15 protein-coding genes are annotated in these 18,450 nt (G+C 45.5%); 8 read left to right on the top strand and 7 right to left on the bottom strand.

The genetic code is table 11. The features are described 5' to 3' along the window. Nucleotides 1-120: 120 nt before the first annotated feature. Nucleotides 121-2,346 carry a TonB-dependent receptor gene (locus D2V93_RS16570; protein WP_119620312.1) on the bottom strand — a complete coding sequence of 742 codons (2,226 nt, stop codon included), beginning with the start codon at nucleotides 2,344-2,346 and terminating at the stop codon, nucleotides 121-123. A 108-nt stretch (nucleotides 2,347-2,454) separates the two neighbouring features. Then, nucleotides 2,455-2,895, bottom strand: a complete 441-nt coding sequence (locus D2V93_RS16565) for a hypothetical protein (RefSeq protein ID WP_119620189.1) — start codon at nucleotides 2,893-2,895, stop codon at nucleotides 2,455-2,457. 112 nt (nucleotides 2,896-3,007) lie between these two features. On the opposite strand from D2V93_RS16565, the gene D2V93_RS16560 reads away from it, so the two are divergent. After that, entirely contained in the window at nucleotides 3,008-3,520 is a 513-nt protein-coding gene (locus tag D2V93_RS16560; RefSeq protein WP_072878016.1) for a DUF456 domain-containing protein, read from the top strand. On the opposite strand, the gene D2V93_RS16555 is transcribed toward D2V93_RS16560, so the two are convergent. Both D2V93_RS16555 and D2V93_RS16550 read right to left on the bottom strand, forming a co-directional pair. Further along, entirely contained in the window at nucleotides 3,517-4,071 is a 555-nt protein-coding gene (locus D2V93_RS16555; RefSeq protein ID WP_072878014.1) for a nitroreductase family protein, read from the bottom strand. The two genes, D2V93_RS16560 and D2V93_RS16555, sit on opposite strands and share 4 nt — an antisense overlap. Before the next feature lie 48 nt (nucleotides 4,072-4,119). Beyond that, nucleotides 4,120-5,007 (bottom strand): LysR family transcriptional regulator, encoded by an 888-nt coding sequence (locus D2V93_RS16550; RefSeq protein ID WP_119620188.1) that lies wholly within the window; start codon nucleotides 5,005-5,007, stop codon nucleotides 4,120-4,122. Nucleotides 5,008-5,082: 75 nt separating this feature from the next. Here D2V93_RS16550 and hutH point away from each other — a divergent pair, with 75 nt between their 5' ends. From hutH to hutG, 4 genes are read left to right on the top strand one after another with little or no spacing between them, the layout of a single operon-like run. After that, nucleotides 5,083-6,660 (top strand): histidine ammonia-lyase, encoded by a 1,578-nt coding sequence (gene hutH, locus D2V93_RS16545; protein ID WP_119620187.1) that lies wholly within the window; start codon nucleotides 5,083-5,085, stop codon nucleotides 6,658-6,660. Between the two features lies 1 nt (nucleotide 6,661). Further along, nucleotides 6,662-7,894 (top strand): imidazolonepropionase, encoded by a 1,233-nt coding sequence (gene hutI, locus D2V93_RS16540; RefSeq protein WP_119620186.1) that lies wholly within the window; start codon nucleotides 6,662-6,664, stop codon nucleotides 7,892-7,894. Nucleotides 7,895-7,896: 2 nt separating this feature from the next. After that, complete coding sequence (locus D2V93_RS16535) at nucleotides 7,897-9,912, top strand: urocanate hydratase (protein ID WP_119620185.1); 2,016 nt, start codon at nucleotides 7,897-7,899, stop codon at nucleotides 9,910-9,912. Nucleotides 9,913-9,916: 4 nt separating this feature from the next. Further along, nucleotides 9,917-10,888, top strand: a complete 972-nt coding sequence (gene hutG / locus D2V93_RS16530) for a formimidoylglutamase (protein WP_119620184.1) — start codon at nucleotides 9,917-9,919, stop codon at nucleotides 10,886-10,888. Nucleotides 10,889-11,441: 553 nt separating this feature from the next. Here the strand turns inward: hutG and D2V93_RS16525 are convergent. Both D2V93_RS16525 and D2V93_RS16520 read right to left on the bottom strand, forming a co-directional pair. Beyond that, complete coding sequence (locus D2V93_RS16525; protein WP_119620183.1) at nucleotides 11,442-11,891, bottom strand: LexA family protein; 450 nt, start codon at nucleotides 11,889-11,891, stop codon at nucleotides 11,442-11,444. Continuing rightward, entirely contained in the window at nucleotides 11,888-13,147 is a 1,260-nt protein-coding gene (locus tag D2V93_RS16520) for a Y-family DNA polymerase (protein ID WP_119620182.1), read from the bottom strand. Before D2V93_RS16520 ends, D2V93_RS16525 begins: the two co-directional genes overlap by 4 nt. A gap of 48 nt (nucleotides 13,148-13,195) precedes the next feature. Here D2V93_RS16520 and D2V93_RS16515 point away from each other — a divergent pair, with 48 nt between their 5' ends. The 3 genes from D2V93_RS16515 (at nucleotide 13,196) to D2V93_RS16505 (ending at nucleotide 17,262) form a co-directional block, all read left to right on the top strand. After that, nucleotides 13,196-13,564 (top strand): DUF7009 family protein, encoded by a 369-nt coding sequence (locus D2V93_RS16515; protein WP_119620181.1) that lies wholly within the window; start codon nucleotides 13,196-13,198, stop codon nucleotides 13,562-13,564. Nucleotides 13,565-13,572: 8 nt separating this feature from the next. Continuing rightward, entirely contained in the window at nucleotides 13,573-15,906 is a 2,334-nt protein-coding gene (locus D2V93_RS16510) for an FdhF/YdeP family oxidoreductase (protein ID WP_119620180.1), read from the top strand. Nucleotides 15,907-16,017: 111 nt separating this feature from the next. Further along, nucleotides 16,018-17,262 carry an ImmA/IrrE family metallo-endopeptidase gene (locus D2V93_RS16505; RefSeq protein WP_147377426.1) on the top strand — a complete coding sequence of 415 codons (1,245 nt, stop codon included), beginning with the start codon at nucleotides 16,018-16,020 and terminating at the stop codon, nucleotides 17,260-17,262. Here the strand turns inward: D2V93_RS16505 and D2V93_RS16500 are convergent. Beyond that, nucleotides 17,255-18,433: an acyl-CoA dehydrogenase family protein gene (locus D2V93_RS16500; RefSeq protein ID WP_119620178.1), complete on the bottom strand. Its 1,179-nt coding sequence runs from the start codon at nucleotides 18,431-18,433 to the stop codon at nucleotides 17,255-17,257. The genes D2V93_RS16505 and D2V93_RS16500 overlap by 8 nt on opposite strands. Between the last annotated feature and the right edge of the window lie 17 nt (nucleotides 18,434-18,450).

The following is an 18,450-nucleotide window of genomic DNA, read 5'->3' as shown; positions in this document are numbered from 1 at the left end:
GACCTCATTCAAAAACAAAACACCAAAGCATCTTGACTATGCTCGATGGGACAATTGCCAAAATCTACAAACTAAAAACAATCAACATCTTAAATTCATTTTATATCGAACTCACCTTATTTAAAAAGTGACCGTAACCTTTCCTCTTAAATAGAATGGGGTTCCGGGTGTAAAATGGATTTCCTCCACAGCAGTGGGTTCATTGAACAAACGACTTTCCGTTGCAAATTGGGTCTCGTTCCATTCCGTATCGAATAGGTTTTCTACAATCAACCCGAACGTCCAATTTTTCACACTATAGTTCAGGGTGGCATCGGTGACCAAATACCCTTCGGCCACGATGGAATTGTCCTCATTGGCCGGCCTATCGTCAATATACCGATAATTGATCCCACCGGAAAACCCTTGGTTGCCTCCCAAAGTAACTCCACCTGCCATGGTGAAATCTGGTGCCAAGGGGATATAATCTTCCCCATCGGCCTCCTCAGTGCTTCGGGCATGGGTATAATTGGCATCGGTATAGAGGTAAAGCCAATCCAAAGGTTGGTATCGCGCCCCTACTTCAAGGCCCATTCTACGGGTCTTCCCGCTGGGCTCCACAATGGCCGCATCACCCACATACACAAACTCCTGGTCCAGGAACAAGGTCCACAAAGTGGCATTCAAAACCAATTTGTCCGCAGGTTTGATGATGGTTCCCAAATCCACGCCATAGGCAGCGGGCAGGATATCCTCCCCATTGTTGGCCACCACGACCCGGGTGTCGTTTGAGTGAAAACCGATGCCCGTTTTCAAGAAGAATTGTGTGTTTTCCGTGGGACTGTAAATGGTATTGAACTTGGGACTGAAAGCTACCTTTTCCTCACTGCTGCTATCGTACAGCTCGCTCATCTTGTTGATGTAATCGAACCGGAAATAATCCAGACGAACAGCAGGTTCAAAAGTGAACTTCCCTGATTTGAAGGCCGCTCCGGCAAACGCATAGCCGTTCACCTCATCCACATCTCCATAGGCCATACGCTCCAGAAGTTCCTGCCGATTCAGGGTATGGGACAATTGGTTGTCGTCCACATTATCGTACCGAAAGCCAATCCCTGCGTTGTATTTGAAATCCAACCCACCGAGGTGGGCCGCATTGTCTTGAAAAACGGTTCTGGCCCCGGCCATCATTCGGTCTTCAAACTGTTTGATCTGATCTCCGTTCACCGGGTCTTCCAAGAAAAAAGTAAAATTGGAATAGAGCTCAAAATCGTAATGGGACACAAAGGCCATCGTCTTGAGCGATTTGCCTGTGCCCAAGTTCTTATTGTGGTTCAGAACGATGTTGGTCCTGCTGGTCTGTCCACCCTCGGTGTCATCAATCGCACCAAAGCGACTGATTAGCCCTTGGTCCACGGCACGTTGTGGTATTTGTCCGGATGCATCCCATTTGCTGGAAAAGTGCGAAGCGGTCAACAAGAGTTCCTGATTGCCGGGAAGCGCATATCGGTATCTTCCCAAAATGTTGAGTCGATTGAAGTTTTGCGGTGACTCGAACGGACCATCCGTCAAATACAGTTCGGAGGCCAGATATGCATTGCTGTTCTCACTATCGATCACATTGAGCATGCCCATAAACCTTCTGGCGCCAAATTGGCCCACTTCGGTAGACAGCATGCTTTTGTCCAAACTTTTTCTCAGTTTCAGGTCCACGTAGCCGGCCGTGTTGAAGTTACCCTGCTCCGCATAGTAAGGTCCTTTTCCAAAGTTGACGTTTTCGATGGTCTCGGGAATCACAAAGTGAAGGTCGGCATAGCCTTGCCCGTGGGCATGGGAAACCATGTTCACCGGCATTCCGTCCACACTGATGGCCACGTCGGTCCCATGGTCCACATCAAAGCCTCGCAAGAAGATCTGCTCGGCCTTTCCTCCACCTGCATGTTGGCCAATGATCAGCCCTGGCACCTTTCTCAAAATTTCTTGGGAAGATTTCACGGGATTCGTTTTCACATCCACATCCACTACCCTGCTCAGGGCATCCACTTCGGACACCAAAACCACTTGGTCCAAGGAAATGGAACTTTCCTGAAGCACGATCGTCAATGGATTTTGAAGGTCGGAAGCACTCACCACACGGGTCTGCGTGGCATATCCCAATCGTGAAAAATAAATCGTATCGCTCACCGCTGTCCTATCCAGCACAAAATGTCCTGTCCCGTCGGTATGGCTGTGTTGGCCACTGGTCTTGTTGAAAATTCCAGCGTCTTCCAATGGGGAACCCGATTCGTCAACCAGTTTACCCTTTATGTTTTGTGCGGCGGCAATGCCCATGAACAACATGCACAATGCCGTCATAAAATATTTCATGTCGTTGTATTTAAATTTGATTTGTATAAAAAGTCTGAACCATAGCAATGCCAGACCTTGTCCCAAATAAGTTTGGAACCTGTACCTTAAACTGGCCTGGCCTATTGATCAGTAGTGTTGGGGAGGGGGTGTGGTCACCCCTTGGGACCACGAAAAGAAACTATTTGGGCGTACCCAATGTTCATTTGCTATAGCTATTGGGAACATCTGGAATACAACCCCAACTTCATCAACGAAGTGTTTGTCCAATTGAAGTTGGATGTCATCCGTGGACTGTTGGTCATCCGGCTGATTGGCCTCCAACAAGGTTTTCAACACTTCAAGGGCTTCATGGGAATGCCCTGCCATGGCCTCCAAGGACGAGTAGTCCACCGCTTCGTGTCCTGCAAAAAAGCTGTGCTGGTGCGTTTTGGGGCCCCAGAAGTGTGAGACCTCGTGCAATCCTTCCAAAAACAGGCCATTGAAAATTCCAAAGACATAAAAGGTACAGAGCAGGGTACATCCAACCTGTATAAACCTTGATGTCCGATGTTTTTTTGTTGCTTCCAAAACCTGTTGGCTATCTTTTTCAAAACTACTTACGAAATTTTAAAGTGAAGGGTTTTATTTTGGTTGTTTGTAACATTTGTCGGCTACATTTGTCTAACAGGAAAAGAAAACCATGGACATTGCCTTGTTGATTTTGGGCTTTCTGCTAATGTTAGTCGGCATTTTGGGAAGCTTTTTGCCCGTTTTGCCCGGCCCTCCATTGAGTTGGGTCGGATTGCTGTTGCTCTATTTGACGAAAGCAGTTCCCGATAATTGGTGGGTGCTTGGTATAACTTTTGTGCTGGCAATGGCCATCACCGTTTTGGATTATGTGATTCCTGCCATGGGCACGAAACGTTTTGGAGGCACTAAAGCGGGTATGTGGGGTACCATTATAGGGTTGCTTGTTGCCCTATTTGTACCTGTGTTCGGTCCGTTTGGAATCATTATTTGGCCCTTTATTGGGGCTTTGGTAGGCGAATTGTTGAACAAGGCCAATCAAAAAACCGCCCTGAAGGCGGCTTTTGGTTCTTTTTTGGGCTTTTTGACGGGTACCTTTATGAAATTGGTACTGACCGTCATGTACGCTATTTTCTATGTGTACATTGCTGTGAAATACGCAGGTGAACTCTTTACGTTCAGTTAATCCAACCACTCCACTTTTTCAGTGATGGGAATTCTTTCGGATGGAATCACCTCACCATCAAAATAACCCATATAGAAAAAGCCCAAACATTTTTCACCTTCGTTCAGGTCGAAGAATTCACCCATAAACTTGATGAGTCCGGGCGAGGACCAGTAACTTCCAATGCCCAGTTCCGTACAGCAAAGCCACATATTTTGCACTGCCATGGCCGTTGCGGCAATTTCTTCCCACTCCGGTAAACTTTCTTTGGGATCTCGCTGCATGCAAATAGCAATCACCGCTGCGGAACGCTCGGGGTTCTCCTGTAATTTATTGATCGTGACCTGTTTCGGATTGGGGTCTACCTCTTGATATTTTTGGGAAAGGAATGCCCCCATTTCATCTTTTTTCTTGCCGGTCAATACCTTGAAACGCCATGGCTCCGTTTTCTTATGGGTCGGGGCCCAATTGGCGGCCTCTACAATTTTTTCCAACGTTTCCTTGGCAATGGGCTTATCATTGTATTGAACGGGAAAAATGCTCCTTCTTTTCGCTATAAGGTCAAAAATCATGGTACATATTTAAGTTGAATCCCAAAGGTACTCCCCAAAAATGTGTCATCATAATTTCAAGAGCAAATCCATACAGTTTTTTAACGCCGGATTTCGATTGTCAGCTTTCCATACCATGGACAATACCGCCCTTTGCTTTATCCGTTTCATCTCGATGAACTTCACATCCATCTGAAACCCGTGCTGCAAGGTGGTGGGGACAATGGCAATCCCTAATTCGTTTTCCACCAACTTAAAAATGGTCTGCGCATGAACCGATTTATGCGACACTTTCGGCACGAAACCACTGTCCTCACAAATACTCAATACCGTGTCATAATACTCGGGGCTGTAATCTTGGGAAAAGAGGATAAAATCCTCGTGGGCCAACTGGTCAATGCTATTAAAGTTATTCATATTAATAGGGTGGCCTTGGGGCAGCACCAATGAAAAAGTATCCTCAAAAACAGGTTTTACTTCCAAGCCTTTGGGCACGCGGGACATCCTCACAAAACCCAGATCCAGCCTATCGGAAAGGATGGCGTTGACCTGCGCCCGGTTGGACAACTCTTCCAAAGTGGTATGCACCAAAGGGTACTTTTCCTTCAATCCCACCAAAAGATTGGGCACCACATTCTGCATGGCCGAACCCAAAAATCCGATCCGTACCTCGCCCATATGGCCCTGCCCTATCAGTTTCAGTTGTTTTTTGGTCTGGTCGAGATGGTTTAGGATAAACTCCACCTCCTTTTTTAGAAATTCCCCGGCGGGGGTCAAACGCACTTTCTTTTTGTCCCTCACAAAAAGTTGTGTCTGTAAGATTTCTTCCATCTGTTTGATTTGGGTACTCAGCCCTGGTTGCGAAATGAAGAGCTTCTCTGCTGCTTTTCTATAGTGCAATTCCTCGGCCACAGCCAAAAAATAGATGAAATGTCGGAGTTCTATTTGATAATTCATACTTATTAAATAATACAAAAATAAGTATTGGTAATTATCATATGCAAGTGTTAATTTTATATCAAAAGATAACCCATGTCGCAAATCAAGACATTTCAATATGGTGAAGACCACTTGACCGCAGGTTTGGCCCTTGGTCTGGCTAGGGGCACCGTTAAAGGAATTTTATCCGACACCTGCCTCAAAAAAGTCAATGCCAGTCAACAAAGGGTGCAGCGTATTGTGGAACGGGGAGACATCGTATATGGTATCAATACAGGTTTTGGTCCTTTGTGCAACACCAAAATTTCGAAGGAAGACACCAAAATCCTTCAATCCAATATACTCCAAAGCCATAGTGTGGGAGTGGGCACACCCATTGTCAACCAGTTGGCCAAGATCATGCTTATCCTCAAGATCCACGCACTTGCCAAAGGTTATTCGGGTATTGCGGAAACCACCTTGCAACGCATGTTATGGCATTTGGAAAACGACGCCATTCCGGTGGTTCCCAGTCAGGGTTCCGTAGGAGCTTCGGGCGATTTGGCGCCGCTCTCCCATCTGTTCCTTCCATTAATTGGATTGGGCAAGGTGGAATATCAAGGAAAGACCTTCCCCACCCAAGAACTTTTCCAAAAAATGGGATTGCAACCATTGGAATTGGGACCCAAAGAGGGATTGGCCTTGATCAACGGCACACAATTTATTGCCGCCCACGGGGTACTTGTGCTTCATAAACTACAGCATTGCCTCAAACATGCCGACATTATTGGAACCATGATGATCGAAGGTTTGCAAGGGTCTTTGAAACCGTTTTACGAGGAACTGCACCAACTTCGCCCTTTCAAGGGCAACCAGCATGTGGCAGGTAGGATACGTACCTTATTGCAAGGCTCCGAAATCTTGGAAGACCATATCGATTGCGAACGGGTACAGGACCCCTACTCCCTTCGTTGCATTCCCCAAGTACACGGAGCATCACGAAATACATGGTTGCATCTAAAGGAATTATTGGAAATTGAATTGAATTCCGTGACCGACAACCCTGTGATCATTGATGATGAACTCACCATCAGCGGAGGAAATTTCCACGGTCAACCCTTGGCCATGGCCTTGGATTATGCCGCTTTAGCTGCATCGGAAATCGGGAATATTTCAGACCGTCGCATTTACTTGGCACTGGAAGGGAATAGCCCGGGTGTTCCCAAATTGTTGATGAAGGACACCGGTATCAATTCCGGTTATATGATCCTGCAATACACCACGGCCGCCTTGGCCAGTGAGAACAAGAGCCTTTGCTTTCCTGCGAGTGCCGATAGCATTCCCACATCATTGGGGCAGGAAGACCACGTAAGTATGGGATCCATCAGTGGACGTAAAGCCTTGCAAATCATTGAAAACGTTGAAAAAATATTGGCCATAGAACTGTTGACGGCCGCCCAAGCTTTTGAGTATCGAAAACCTTTAAAGTCGGGAATAGTTCTGGACGAAATCCATACCTTCCTGAGAACCAAAGTCGCTTTTGCCGAAAACGATCGTGTGTTTGCGGATGATATCGAGAAAGGAATCGAGATTATCCAGAACCACGAAATCATCGATTTGGTGGATCGTGTGATGCAGGAAAAGAACCTACATTGGAACACGCCCCACCTGGAAGCATTTGAAATATACTAGTATGAAACCACTTTTGATCGGACCCTTTTCCCAATTATTGCCCATGACAGGTTTACCCTTGAAAGGGGCTTTGAAGGACGAACAACTGCTCCTAATTGAAAACGGGGGCATTGTGGTTTCCGAAGGAAAAATTGTTGCCATCGGCACTTTTGAAGAGCTGAAATCTGACGATGTCGACATCCATCACATTGAAGGAAAAACTGTTTGCCTCCCCGGATTCGTGGATTCCCATACCCACATCTGCTTTGCCGGCAGTCGCGCTAGGGATTACGCGTTTAGAAATGCCGGAAAGTCCTATTTGGAAATAGCCAAGGCTGGTGGGGGCATTTGGGACACGGTAACCCAGACCCGAAAGGCAAGCCAAGAAGAATTGATTATGGGAATTGTTTCCAGAAGCAAAACACACCTTCGGAACGGCATTACCACCATTGAAGTGAAAAGCGGTTATGGACTTTCTGTGGATGAAGAACTGAAAATGCTTCGGGCCATTAAACAGGCCAATGAAAAAGTAGCGGCCACCTTGGTACCCACTTGCTTGGCGGCCCACATGAAACCCAAGGACTGGAACCATCAGACCGAATATCTCGAAGAAATAAGTGCAAATCTTTTTCCCATCCTAAAATCAGAAAACCTGGCCCATCGCATCGATGCCTTTGTGGAAGAGAGTGCCTTTTCCCCAGAGGAAATAAAACCCTATTTCCAAAAAGCCAAGACCCTGGGATTTGATATTACCGTGCATGCCGACCAATTTACTACGGGAGGAAGTCAGGTGGCTGTAGATTTTGGAGCCGTGAGTGCCGACCATTTGGAGGCCAGTACCGAAAAGGAAATACAGCTTTTGACGAAAAGTGATACCATCGCAACGGCATTGCCCGGTGCCTCCCTTGGTTTGGGCTGTGCCTACACCCCGGCCCGAAGAATTTTGGATGCCGGTGGGGCCTTGTCCATTGCCAGCGACCACAATCCAGGTTCTGCCCCCATGGGCGACCTGTTGACCCAGGCCAGCATCCTGGGTACGTTTGAAAAACTATCCAACACCGAAGTGCTGTCGGGCATTACTTTTAGGGCTGCTGCAGCTTTGCGAATGGTCGACAGGGGAAAACTGGAGACAGGAACTTGGGCCGATTTTGTGGTTTTCCCAACGGACAACTATCAAGAAATCACGTATCACCAAGGGCAAATGAAACCCAGTGAAGTTTGGAAAAAAGGAGAACCCATCCATCAAAACGACTGAGCATGACCACAACATTGACCGATTTTCAAGCACAGCTATTACAAGGAATCCCAGAAGAGCTTCCCGCCAAAAGGCCCTATCCCAAAAATGGGAATCCGGCACCCAAACGAAAAGACATTCTCTCCAAAGAAGAAAAGAAACTGGCCGTGCAAAATGCACTTCGTTATTTTCCAAAAGCATGGCATGCGGAACTCGCCCATGAATTTGCCGATGAGCTAAAAACGTATGGCAGAATCTATATGTACCGCTTTAAACCGGAATATGACATGTATGCCCGAACCATTTCGGAATATCCTGCCAAAACCCATCAAGCGGCGGCCATTATGCTGATGATCCAAAACAATTTGAATCCAGCGGTGGCACAACATCCCGAAGAACTCATCACGTATGGGGGCAACGGGGCCGTTTTTCAAAATTGGGGGCAGTATCTGTTGACCATGAAATATTTGGCAACCATGACGGATGAACAGACCCTGCACATGTATTCCGGGCATCCGATGGGATTGTTCCCATCATCCAAAGAAGCTCCAAGGGTGGTGGTCTCCAATGGCATGATGATTCCCAACTACTCCAAACCCGACGACTGGGAAAAATTCAATGCGCTGGGCGTTACCCAATACGGACAGATGACCGCCGGCTCCTACATGTATATAGGTCCGCAAGGCATTGTACACGGAACGGCCATCACCGTGATGAACGCCTTCAGAAAAGTATTGGACAAGAACGATTCCCCAAAGGGGAAAGTATTCCTGACCGCTGGCTTGGGAGGCATGAGCGGTGCACAGCCCAAGGCCGGAAACATTGCTGGCTGCATTACTGTTTGTGCCGAAGTGAACCCCGAAGCGGCCAAAAAACGGCACGAACAAGGTTGGGTAGATGAACTATTGGTGGATCTAAATTTATTGATGGTACGGGCAAAAGAAGCCATTGCCAACCAAGAAACCGTATCCTTGGCCTACATTGGCAATGTGGTGGATGTTTGGGAGCATTTTTACGAAGAGAACATTTTTGTGCACCTGGGTTCCGACCAGACTTCCTTGCACAATCCTTGGGCCGGTGGGTATTATCCCGTTGGGCTTTCCTTTGAAGAAGCGAATACCTTGATGGTGGAACATCCAGCCGAATTCAAGGAAAAAGTACAGGAATCCCTCCGAAGACAGATCAATGCCATCAACAAGCACACAGCAAAAGGCACCTACTTTTTTGATTATGGAAATGCTTTTTTGTTGGAAGTTTCCCGTGCCGGTGGCGATGTGATGGCCAAGAACAATATCGATTTTAGATACCCATCCTACGTACAGGATATTTTGGGGCCCATGTGTTTTGATTATGGTTTTGGGCCCTTCCGATGGGTATGCACTTCGGGCGACCCCAAAGACCTTCAAAAAACGGATGCCATTGCGTTGGAAGTGATGAAAGAAATCAAGGCCGAAGCTCCCGAAGAAATCCAACAACAGATGCAGGACAATATCAAATGGATAGCAGAAGCGGAACAGAACAAATTGGTAGTGGGTTCACAGGCCCGTATCCTGTATGCCGATGCAGAAGGGCGGAGCAAGATTGCCGACGCCTTCAACACGGCCATTGCCAATGGCGAAATCGGTGCCCCTGTGGTATTGGGCCGAGATCACCACGATGTAAGCGGAACCGATTCTCCTTTTAGGGAGACCAGCAACATCTACGATGGCAGCAAGTTCACGGCGGACATGGCCATTCATAATGTGATCGGTGACAGTTTCAGGGGTGCCACCTGGGTATCCATCCACAATGGTGGTGGTGTGGGTTGGGGCGAGGTCATCAACGGAGGCTTTGGCATGGTGCTCGATGGTTCCGAGGAAGCTTCCAACCGTTTGAAAAAGATGTTGTTCTACGATGTGAACAATGGTATATCCCGAAGAAGTTGGGCCCGTAATAAAGAAGCGTTGTTTGCCATTCAACGAGAAATGGACCGTACTCCAAATTTAAGGGTAACTTTGCCAAATCTGGTGGAACCGAATATACTGGAAGACCTTTTTTAATGTGATGAAACACTACGAGCCCCCAAAAAAGAACCTCTGGACCGGACGCATTTCCAACAAGTGGCTGTACCTCCACGAAAAAGTGCATTGTACCCCCTTGACCGAAATTCCCGAAGCCCAAAAAAAATCCATTGCTTTATTAGGTTATGCCTGTGATTCCGGAGTACACCGCAACCAAGGCAGGGTCGGGGCTGTGGATGGTCCGGATGCCATAAAAAGTAGTTTTGGAAAAATGCCCAATCACTTGGCCAGTCATGTTTTGCTGCACGATGTAGGTTCCATCACCTGCACCAACAGCGATATGGAAGCATCCCAGGACCAACTTGCCGAAGCCGTTGCCACTCTTTTGGAGAAAAAGCAATTCCCCATTGTGTTGGGTGGAGGGCACGATATGGCCTACGGCCATTACTATGGCATCAAAAAATATCTGGATGCAAAAAAAGAAGGCCAAACTATCGGCATCATTAATTTTGATGCCCATTTTGACCTTCGGAAAAATACAGAACAGAACAATTCGGGCACCCCATTTTATCAGATTGCCCAAGATTGCCAAGAAGAAGGCATCGATTTTAATTACCTCTGCCTCGGTATCCGAAAAGATGCCAATGATAGAAACCTTTTCCAAACGGCCAAGGACCTCAATGTCATTTATGTAATGGCCGAGACTTTTCAACCTGCCTTTTTGCAAGAAATTACCACTTTTATCAATGCCTTTACTAAAAATGTGGACCATGTGTACGTGACCATCGATTTGGATGGATTTTCATCGGCGTTTGCGCCAGGAGTCAGTGCAGCCTCGCCCATGGGTTTTACTCCATACATTGTTTTGGAATGCCTGAAGACCATCATGTCCACCGGTAAACTGATCAGTTTGGATATTGCCGAGATGAACCCTAAGTATGATATTGATGGGCAAACAGCCAAACTGGCCGCTTCCTTGGTGCACCATGTAGCGCATACGGTTTCGGGGAGTTGACATCACCTTAAATCGTCATTCTGAGGTTTCTCACACGCTACCGATACTTAATCGGTATTTGGTTCGAAATGAGGTACATAGTGACGATTGAGAAATCTCTTTGTCATTCTGAGCCTTTCGACTAAGCTCAAGACAGGCTTTGCGAAGAATCTACACGGTGAACATTCATGACATAAAGGCTTGACACGAATGGCACTAATTCCAACTAATCTATAGATGTCACCTCGAGCTGTCATCCTGAGCGCAGTCGAAGGAGCAGTCGAGAGGTCTTACTGTCTAGGTCTCGATTACGCTCGACCTGACAACTTTCACAATCCATTTGGAGAAGATTCCGCTCTGCAGCGGAATTTGTTCAACCATCAATTTTGAATTATGTTCAAATTTGGGTTTCACAAACAAAAAAAGCCTTCCAAAAGGAAAGCCTTTCATTGGCGAGCATCGGTTTGATGCTTCAACCTGATTCCAATCATCGCGACTGGAATCCAACACAACGTTGCAAAGATAGCAAAGGTTTTGGATTCACCAATTTGTTTCCATGGGAATAAAAAGAAAGTCAAACGGCCTTGATGACATAAGTGACCACTCCCCAAATCAGCAAATCACTATCCTTGGAAACTTTGATGGGTTTGTAATTCTCATTTTCAGGCATCAATATGATGGTATTTTTTTCCATGTGCAGTCGCTTTACCGTGAATTCCCCATCCAAAAAACAAACGGCTATTTTGCCATGTTCCGCCTCCAAGCTCCGGTCTATGACCAAAAGATCCCCATCATCGAGCCCAGCCCCGATCATCGATTTTCCACTCACCCGTGCATAAAAGGTGGCCTCCTTGTTTTTGATCAACGTTCGGTCAAGACTGATTCGTTTTTCCTTAAAATCATCTGCTGGAGAAGGAAATCCTGCGGAAACGGTATTATTGGACATGGGGATGCCCTTCATTTTTTCTTCATCGGGAGAAAAAAAGGTGAGTAATTCAGTGTTTATCGGTTTTTTAGGGGTCATTTTACCGTAATGATTTCATTGATATTTGTCGTGTACCTTGGAGAAAGATGTTCTTGACGCATTTTCCATGTCCTTTCCAGATCCTGGTTCGCAATCTTCATCTTATTGTTCCCATACTTGTCATTGATACCATCCATGACCTGCATAAGTTTGTGATGCTTTGGGTTTTCGGAAAGAAACAGATCCAATTGCCTTGCGTTGGTGGGTACCAACCCAGATACGATGACCCCCGCCTTCTTGTATTTGATCCCTGGTTTAAATATGGAAACCGCGGCCCTGACGGCATAGTTGCTTATGGTAAGGCTGGAATCCGTGGCGTAGGGCAACGTAACGATAACACTGCCTCTATCCTGTGGTTCGTCCTTTTTATGCCTGTCGCTTCGCAAAAACACCACAATATGGTTGCAACTGCTGCCCTGATTTCGCAATTTCTCTGCACAACTGCTGGCAAAGGTGGAGATACGTTCTTTGATATTCTCCATATCGGAATAGGTACTTTCAAAGCTTCTTGTGGTAGCAATGGCTTTTTTGTCCCGGGTATCATCATCCAGATCCAATGTTGGGATGCCCTGCAAATCCTTTTTTAACCTCAGCCCTATAATGGCCATTTGTTTTCTCACCCATTCATCTGACAATTGGGTGAAGTCATAAGCAGTTTTTACATCTTGGGTCTGTACCCGTTTTAAGTTACCATGCCCAATCCCCCAAACGGTCTCTATCTTGGTCCATTTCAATGCTTTTATACGCCGTTCTTCCGACTGGATCACATATACCCCTCCCGTCCTTGATTTCAATTTTTTGGCAATCTTATTGGCCACCTTGGCCAAGGCTTTCGTGGGTGCTATCCCTATACTGATGGGAATCCCGGTACACTTTTGAACGGTTTGCTGGATTTCCCTTCCGTAGGCCTCAAAATCATAATTTTTGAAACCGTCAAACTTTAAAAAAGCCTCATCCACACTGTACACTTCCATGTCTGGCGTGAATGTGCCCAAAATGTTCATCACCCGGGTGCTCATGTCACCATACAAGGGATAATTGGAGGAAAATACCTTGATGCCTTGGTCCTCACAAAACTTTCGGTATTTGAAGGCAGGGGCGGCCATAGGCAGACCCAATTTTTTGGCCTCATCGCTACGCGAGATGAAACAACCATCGTTATTGGACAAAATGGCCACGGGAACATTATTGAACTGGGGCTGAAAAGCCCGTTCACAAGAAGCATAGAAGTTATTGCAATCCACCAAGGCAAACATGCTCCAAAGTACTCGATTTTTCCTAAATTACATAGGAAATTTGTTGTAATGAAGATACGAATCAAAGGCAATTCGGTGCGTTTTCGATTGACCCAGAGCGAAGTGAAACAGTTATCCGAAACCGGATCGGTACAAGAGATCACCGAGTTCGGGACCCATATTTTTCAATATCGGGTACAATTGATGAAAGGGATACAAAACCTCCAAGCTGCCTATATCCAAAACGGAATTACGCTATCCATCCCCGAAACGGAGGGTAAAAACTGGTTCTTGACCGAAACTGTCGGTTTTGAACATGAAATGCCCCTTCCCGAAGGGAAAAACCTCCATCTTTTGTTGGAAAAGGATTTTGCTTGTTTGGACAACACCTCGGAAGACCAATCCGACAATTACCCCAACCCAAAATCGCAATGCTGAGTTGAACCATGGAAAAAGAAATCAAACGGAACATTTCACTGACCGGTGCTATTCAATTCACTGGACTGCGCCTTAAGGAACCCATGCATACCGCCGCTGGACTATTGGGGGTAACGGAAGCCCTTCGGCATAGTTTCAAGGAGATGGGCATTGCCAAATCCATGAAGGCCCTGCTCGAAATGAACCAAGAAGACGGGTTTCGCTGTCCGAGTTGTGCTTGGCCCGTACCGGAACATCCCTCCAAGATTGCCGAATATTGTGAAAACGGGGCCAAGGCCTTGGCCGATGAAGCCACCAGAGAGCATATTGGGGCAGATTTCTTTGCCCAACATTCCGTAGAGGAACTATCCAAACTCAGCGATTATGAATTGAACAAATTGGGACGGGTCGTGGAACCTTTGGTACTAAAACCAAACAGTTTGCATTACGAACCCATAGCTTGGCAAGAGGCTTTTGAGCTGATTTCCGATGAGTTGCACCAACTCAACGATCCCAACGAGGCCATTTTTTATACTTCCGGAAGATCCAGCAACGAGGCAGCCTTTCTTTACGGCATGTTCGTGCGGGCTTTTGGCACCAATAACATGCCGGATTGTTCCAATATGTGCCACGAATCATCTGGTGTAGCCCTTTCTGAAACCTTGGGTATCGGCAAAGGTTCCGTGACCTTGGATGACCTTTACGGCGCAGAAGTGATTCTGGTGGTGGGGCAAAATCCTGGCACCAACCACCCCAGAATGCTATCGGCATTGGAAAAATGCAAGCGCAACGGAGGTAAAATTATCAGTATCAACCCATTGGCCGAAACCGGTTTGGTCCATTTTAAAAATCCGCAAAGCGTATCGGATATGTTAGGAAGTGGTCAGGCCATGGCCGACATCCATTTGCCCGTTAAGATCAATGAGGATATTGCCCTGGCTAAACTAATCCTTAAAAAATTGGTTGCCTTAGACGCCAAAACCCATAATGTCCTGGACCATGAATTCATTGTGGACCATGTGGATGGATATGATGACCTTCTAAAAGATTTGACCCGATATGATAATGAAACCTTGCAGCGCAGAACCGGGGTCTCCATGCGGAAAATCGATCATGTAGTGCAATTGTTGGCGACAAAATCCAAAATCATCGTTTGTTGGGCCATGGGACTCACCCAACACAAAAATGCGGTCCAGTGTATTCAGGAATACGTGAATATACTTTTGTTGAAGGGTGCCATCGGAAAACCGTTTGCCGGCACTTGTCCTGTGCGCGGGCACAGCAATGTACAGGGCGATCGCTCAGTGGGCATTATGCATTACGTGAACAAAACCCTGAACGAAAAAATTCGCGAACACCTCCAATTTGAACCACCGACCGAACCTGGTTACGATACCGTCAATGCCATTCAGGCCATGCACGATGACAAGGCCAAAGTTTTTGTTTGTTTGGGAGGCAACTTTTTGATGGCCGCCTCGGACACCCAATACACCGCCGAAGCCCTTCAAAATTGTGATCTTACTGTGCAGGTAAGCACCAAATTGAACCGGAGCCATTTGGTCACTGGAAAAACTGCCCTGCTTTTACCCACTTTTGGTCGCTCCGAAAAAGATGAGAAGAACGGCAACCTTCAATTTTTGACCATGGAAAGCAGTACGGGCAAAGTCCGTCAAAGCAAAGGGTTGCTGAAACCCGCTTCGGAACACATTAAAAGTGAACCTGAGATCATCGCCCTGTTGGCCCATACCTATTTTAGGGGCAATCATTCCGTGGATTGGTTTGCCATGGGACAAGACTACAACCTCATCCGAAGTTATATCGATAAGGTGGTGAAAGGTTTTGACAATACCAGTGAGCGTTCCAAGGGTTTTGGGTATTACCTTCCCAATAATGTGAGGGAACGCAATTTCCGGATGTTGCCCAACGGAAAGGCCCAGCTCACCTTCAACACCTTACCGAACCATCAGCTTAAAAAAGATGAATTGTTGCTGATGACCATTCGGTCGCATGATCAGTTCAATACCACCATTTATGGATTGAACGATCGCTATCGGGGCATCCACAATGAACGCCGGGTCGTGTTCATGAACGAGGAGGACATGGTAGAACGAAAATTGCAAAAATTGGATGTGATCAATCTGCACAGCCTTTATGATGGCATCCAACGTACGGCTGAACAATTTTTGATCATTCCCTATGAGATTCCCAAAGGGAACATGGCGGCCTATTTTCCGGAGACGAACATGCTGGTACCCTACAACCATTTTGCTGACAAGAGCCACACCCCCATCAGTAAATCCATCAAAGTTACTGTTGAAAAACATAGCATCGAATTTCCTCACAACTCTAATAAAATTTCTTGATTAGAACTTGGTAATAACCTAGTTAATAAGTGCTTCTCACGTGTAAGCGGATGACTCCTTTTATTATTAATTTTGTTATTCACTGCTATTCAAGAAGTTATATTCAATGCTATGAACACGGTAAAGATTGGAGATGATTTTGAAAAAAAATCAAAACAAATATTGAAGAGAATTATTGACAATCATGAGCTTAGTTCTATCCCCGCCCATTGTACAATTCGTGAGAAAGCAAAATATCAATCTTATAAAAGAAGTGGTAAGAATATCATTTTTGACATAGCTATTGAAGTTAAAAATCCAAATGCTAAGAAACCGATTTTAGTCTATATAGTGGAATGCAAAAACCTTAAAAGCCCTGTTCCCGTTGATGACATAGAAGAATTCAACGACAAGGTAGGAGGAATTTTAGGTGTGCAGACAAAAAAAATAATGATTGCAAAAAGTGGATTTCAAAGTGGTGTTATGGAAGTGGCGGACAACTTGGGGGTAATGCTTGTTGAGGTAAAAGAAGATGATTATGAAATAATTCTTCATAAATCAGAGAAAACAAAAAAGGTTGACAGCTCAAAAGACATTGACAAGGAAATTCTAACATTGATTGGAAAAGCATACTTTCCAAAAGAAATCAAAGGATTAAAAAAGCTATCAGCAGACCAAATAAATGACATTGCAGTTTCTTTCCTAAATGATTTTGACCAAACAGTTACCAAAAAAATTCTTCCTGTCCCAATTAACAAGCTGGTCAAATATCTAGAAGAAACTAAGTTTCTAAAAATCAACTCAAAAAACAATCTTACAGACAATAGTGGAAATGAATTGCTTGGTTATTATGATTTAAAAAACAAAACTATTTTTATTAATGCTGCTATAAAAAATACAATAAGGTTCCCTTTTATATTGGCTCACGAAATAGGCCACTTTGTCCTCCACAGTAATTTGAAGACAAATCAATTTGTATATGACAATTTTAAGGATTCAGAATATAGCTTATTCATTCAAAAACATAAACTCAGGAATGATAAGAACTGGTTGGAATGGCAAGCTAACTGTTTTGCTTCATGTCTCTTAATGCCTAAACAGGCAATGATCACCAAATTGATTGCCATCCAAATTGATAAAGGGATAAGTAAGCAAGGGAGAATTTATCTTGATGAACAACGAGTAAACCAAAAAGACTTCATTGATATTGTTGAAAAATTGGCACTATTTTTTGGGGTAAGCAAAACAAGTGTTGAATATAGGTTAGAAAGTCTCAACATTATCCAACGTCCTCCACTATCTAAAAAAGACGAAAGAGATAAAGAGACTTTGAGAGCACTTTCTCTTCTAAACGAAAAAGTTGGAAATCTTATTTAAATGCAGGAATCCCCGTAATATCGGCCCCTGTAATCAATAGGTGGATGTCGTGGGTTCCTTCATAAGTAATCACACTTTCGAGGTTCATCATGTGGCGCATGATGCTGTATTCGCCTGTGATGCCCATACCTCCCAACATCTGTCTTGCCTCACGGGCAATCTTAATGGCCATTTCAACATTGTTACGCTTGGCCATTGAGATTTGGGCCGTAGTTGCCCTTCCTTCATTCTTTAATTGACCTAAACGGAAGGCCAACAATTGCGCTTTGGTGATTTCCGTGATCATTTCGGCCAATTTTTTCTGCTGTAGTTGAAAAGCCGCAATCGGTTTCCCAAATTGAATACGCTCCTTGGCATATCGAAGGGCGGTATCGTAACAATCCATGGCAGCTCCAATGGCCCCCCAAGCTATTCCATATCTGGCGGAATCCAGACACCCCAGTGGGGCACCCAAGCCAGATTTACCGGGCAAAAGGTTTTCTTTGGGCACCTTAACGTTGTCAAAAATCAGTTCTCCTGTAGCGGATGCCCGTAACGACCATTTGTTATGAGTTTCCGGGGTGGAGAAACCTTCCATGCCACGTTCCACGATCAAACCATGAATCCTGCCTTCCTCATTCTTGGCCCAGACCACCGCAACGTCTGCAAAAGGGGAATTGGAAATCCAAAGTTTGGCACCGTTCAAGAGGTAATAATCACCCATATCCTTGAACTTGGTTTCCATACCGCCGGGGTTGGAACCGTGATTGGGTTCGGTTAGCCCGAAACAACCCATCCACTCACCAGAAGCCAATTTGGGTAAATATTTTTGCCTTTGCTCTTCAGAACCATAGGCGTATATGGGATACATGACCAAAGAGGACTGAACCGATGCCGTGGAACGTACCCCACTATCGCCACGCTCAATTTCCTGCATGATCAATCCGTAGCTAATCTGATCTAATCCCGCACCTCCGTATTGTTCAGGAATGTATGGACCAAAAGCACCAATCTCTGCCAACCCACCAATAATCTGTTTGGGGAATTCGGCCTTTTGGGCAAATTCCTCAATGATGGGCGATATGTCCCGCTTTACCCACTGCCGGGCCGCGTCTCGGACCAGTTTGTGTTCTTCGGAAAAGAGATCATCAAGATTGTAGTAATCCGGGGCTTCAAATAGATCGGGTTTCATTCGCTGTAATTTTAACC

Origin of the sequence: Flagellimonas taeanensis, assembly GCF_003584105.1 — a bacterium.
In the GTDB taxonomy this organism is placed as follows: Bacteria; Bacteroidota; Bacteroidia; order Flavobacteriales; family Flavobacteriaceae; genus Flagellimonas; species Flagellimonas taeanensis.
The sequence above is the reverse complement of the archived record's forward strand: the minus strand, read 5'-3'. Positions and strand labels throughout refer to the sequence as shown.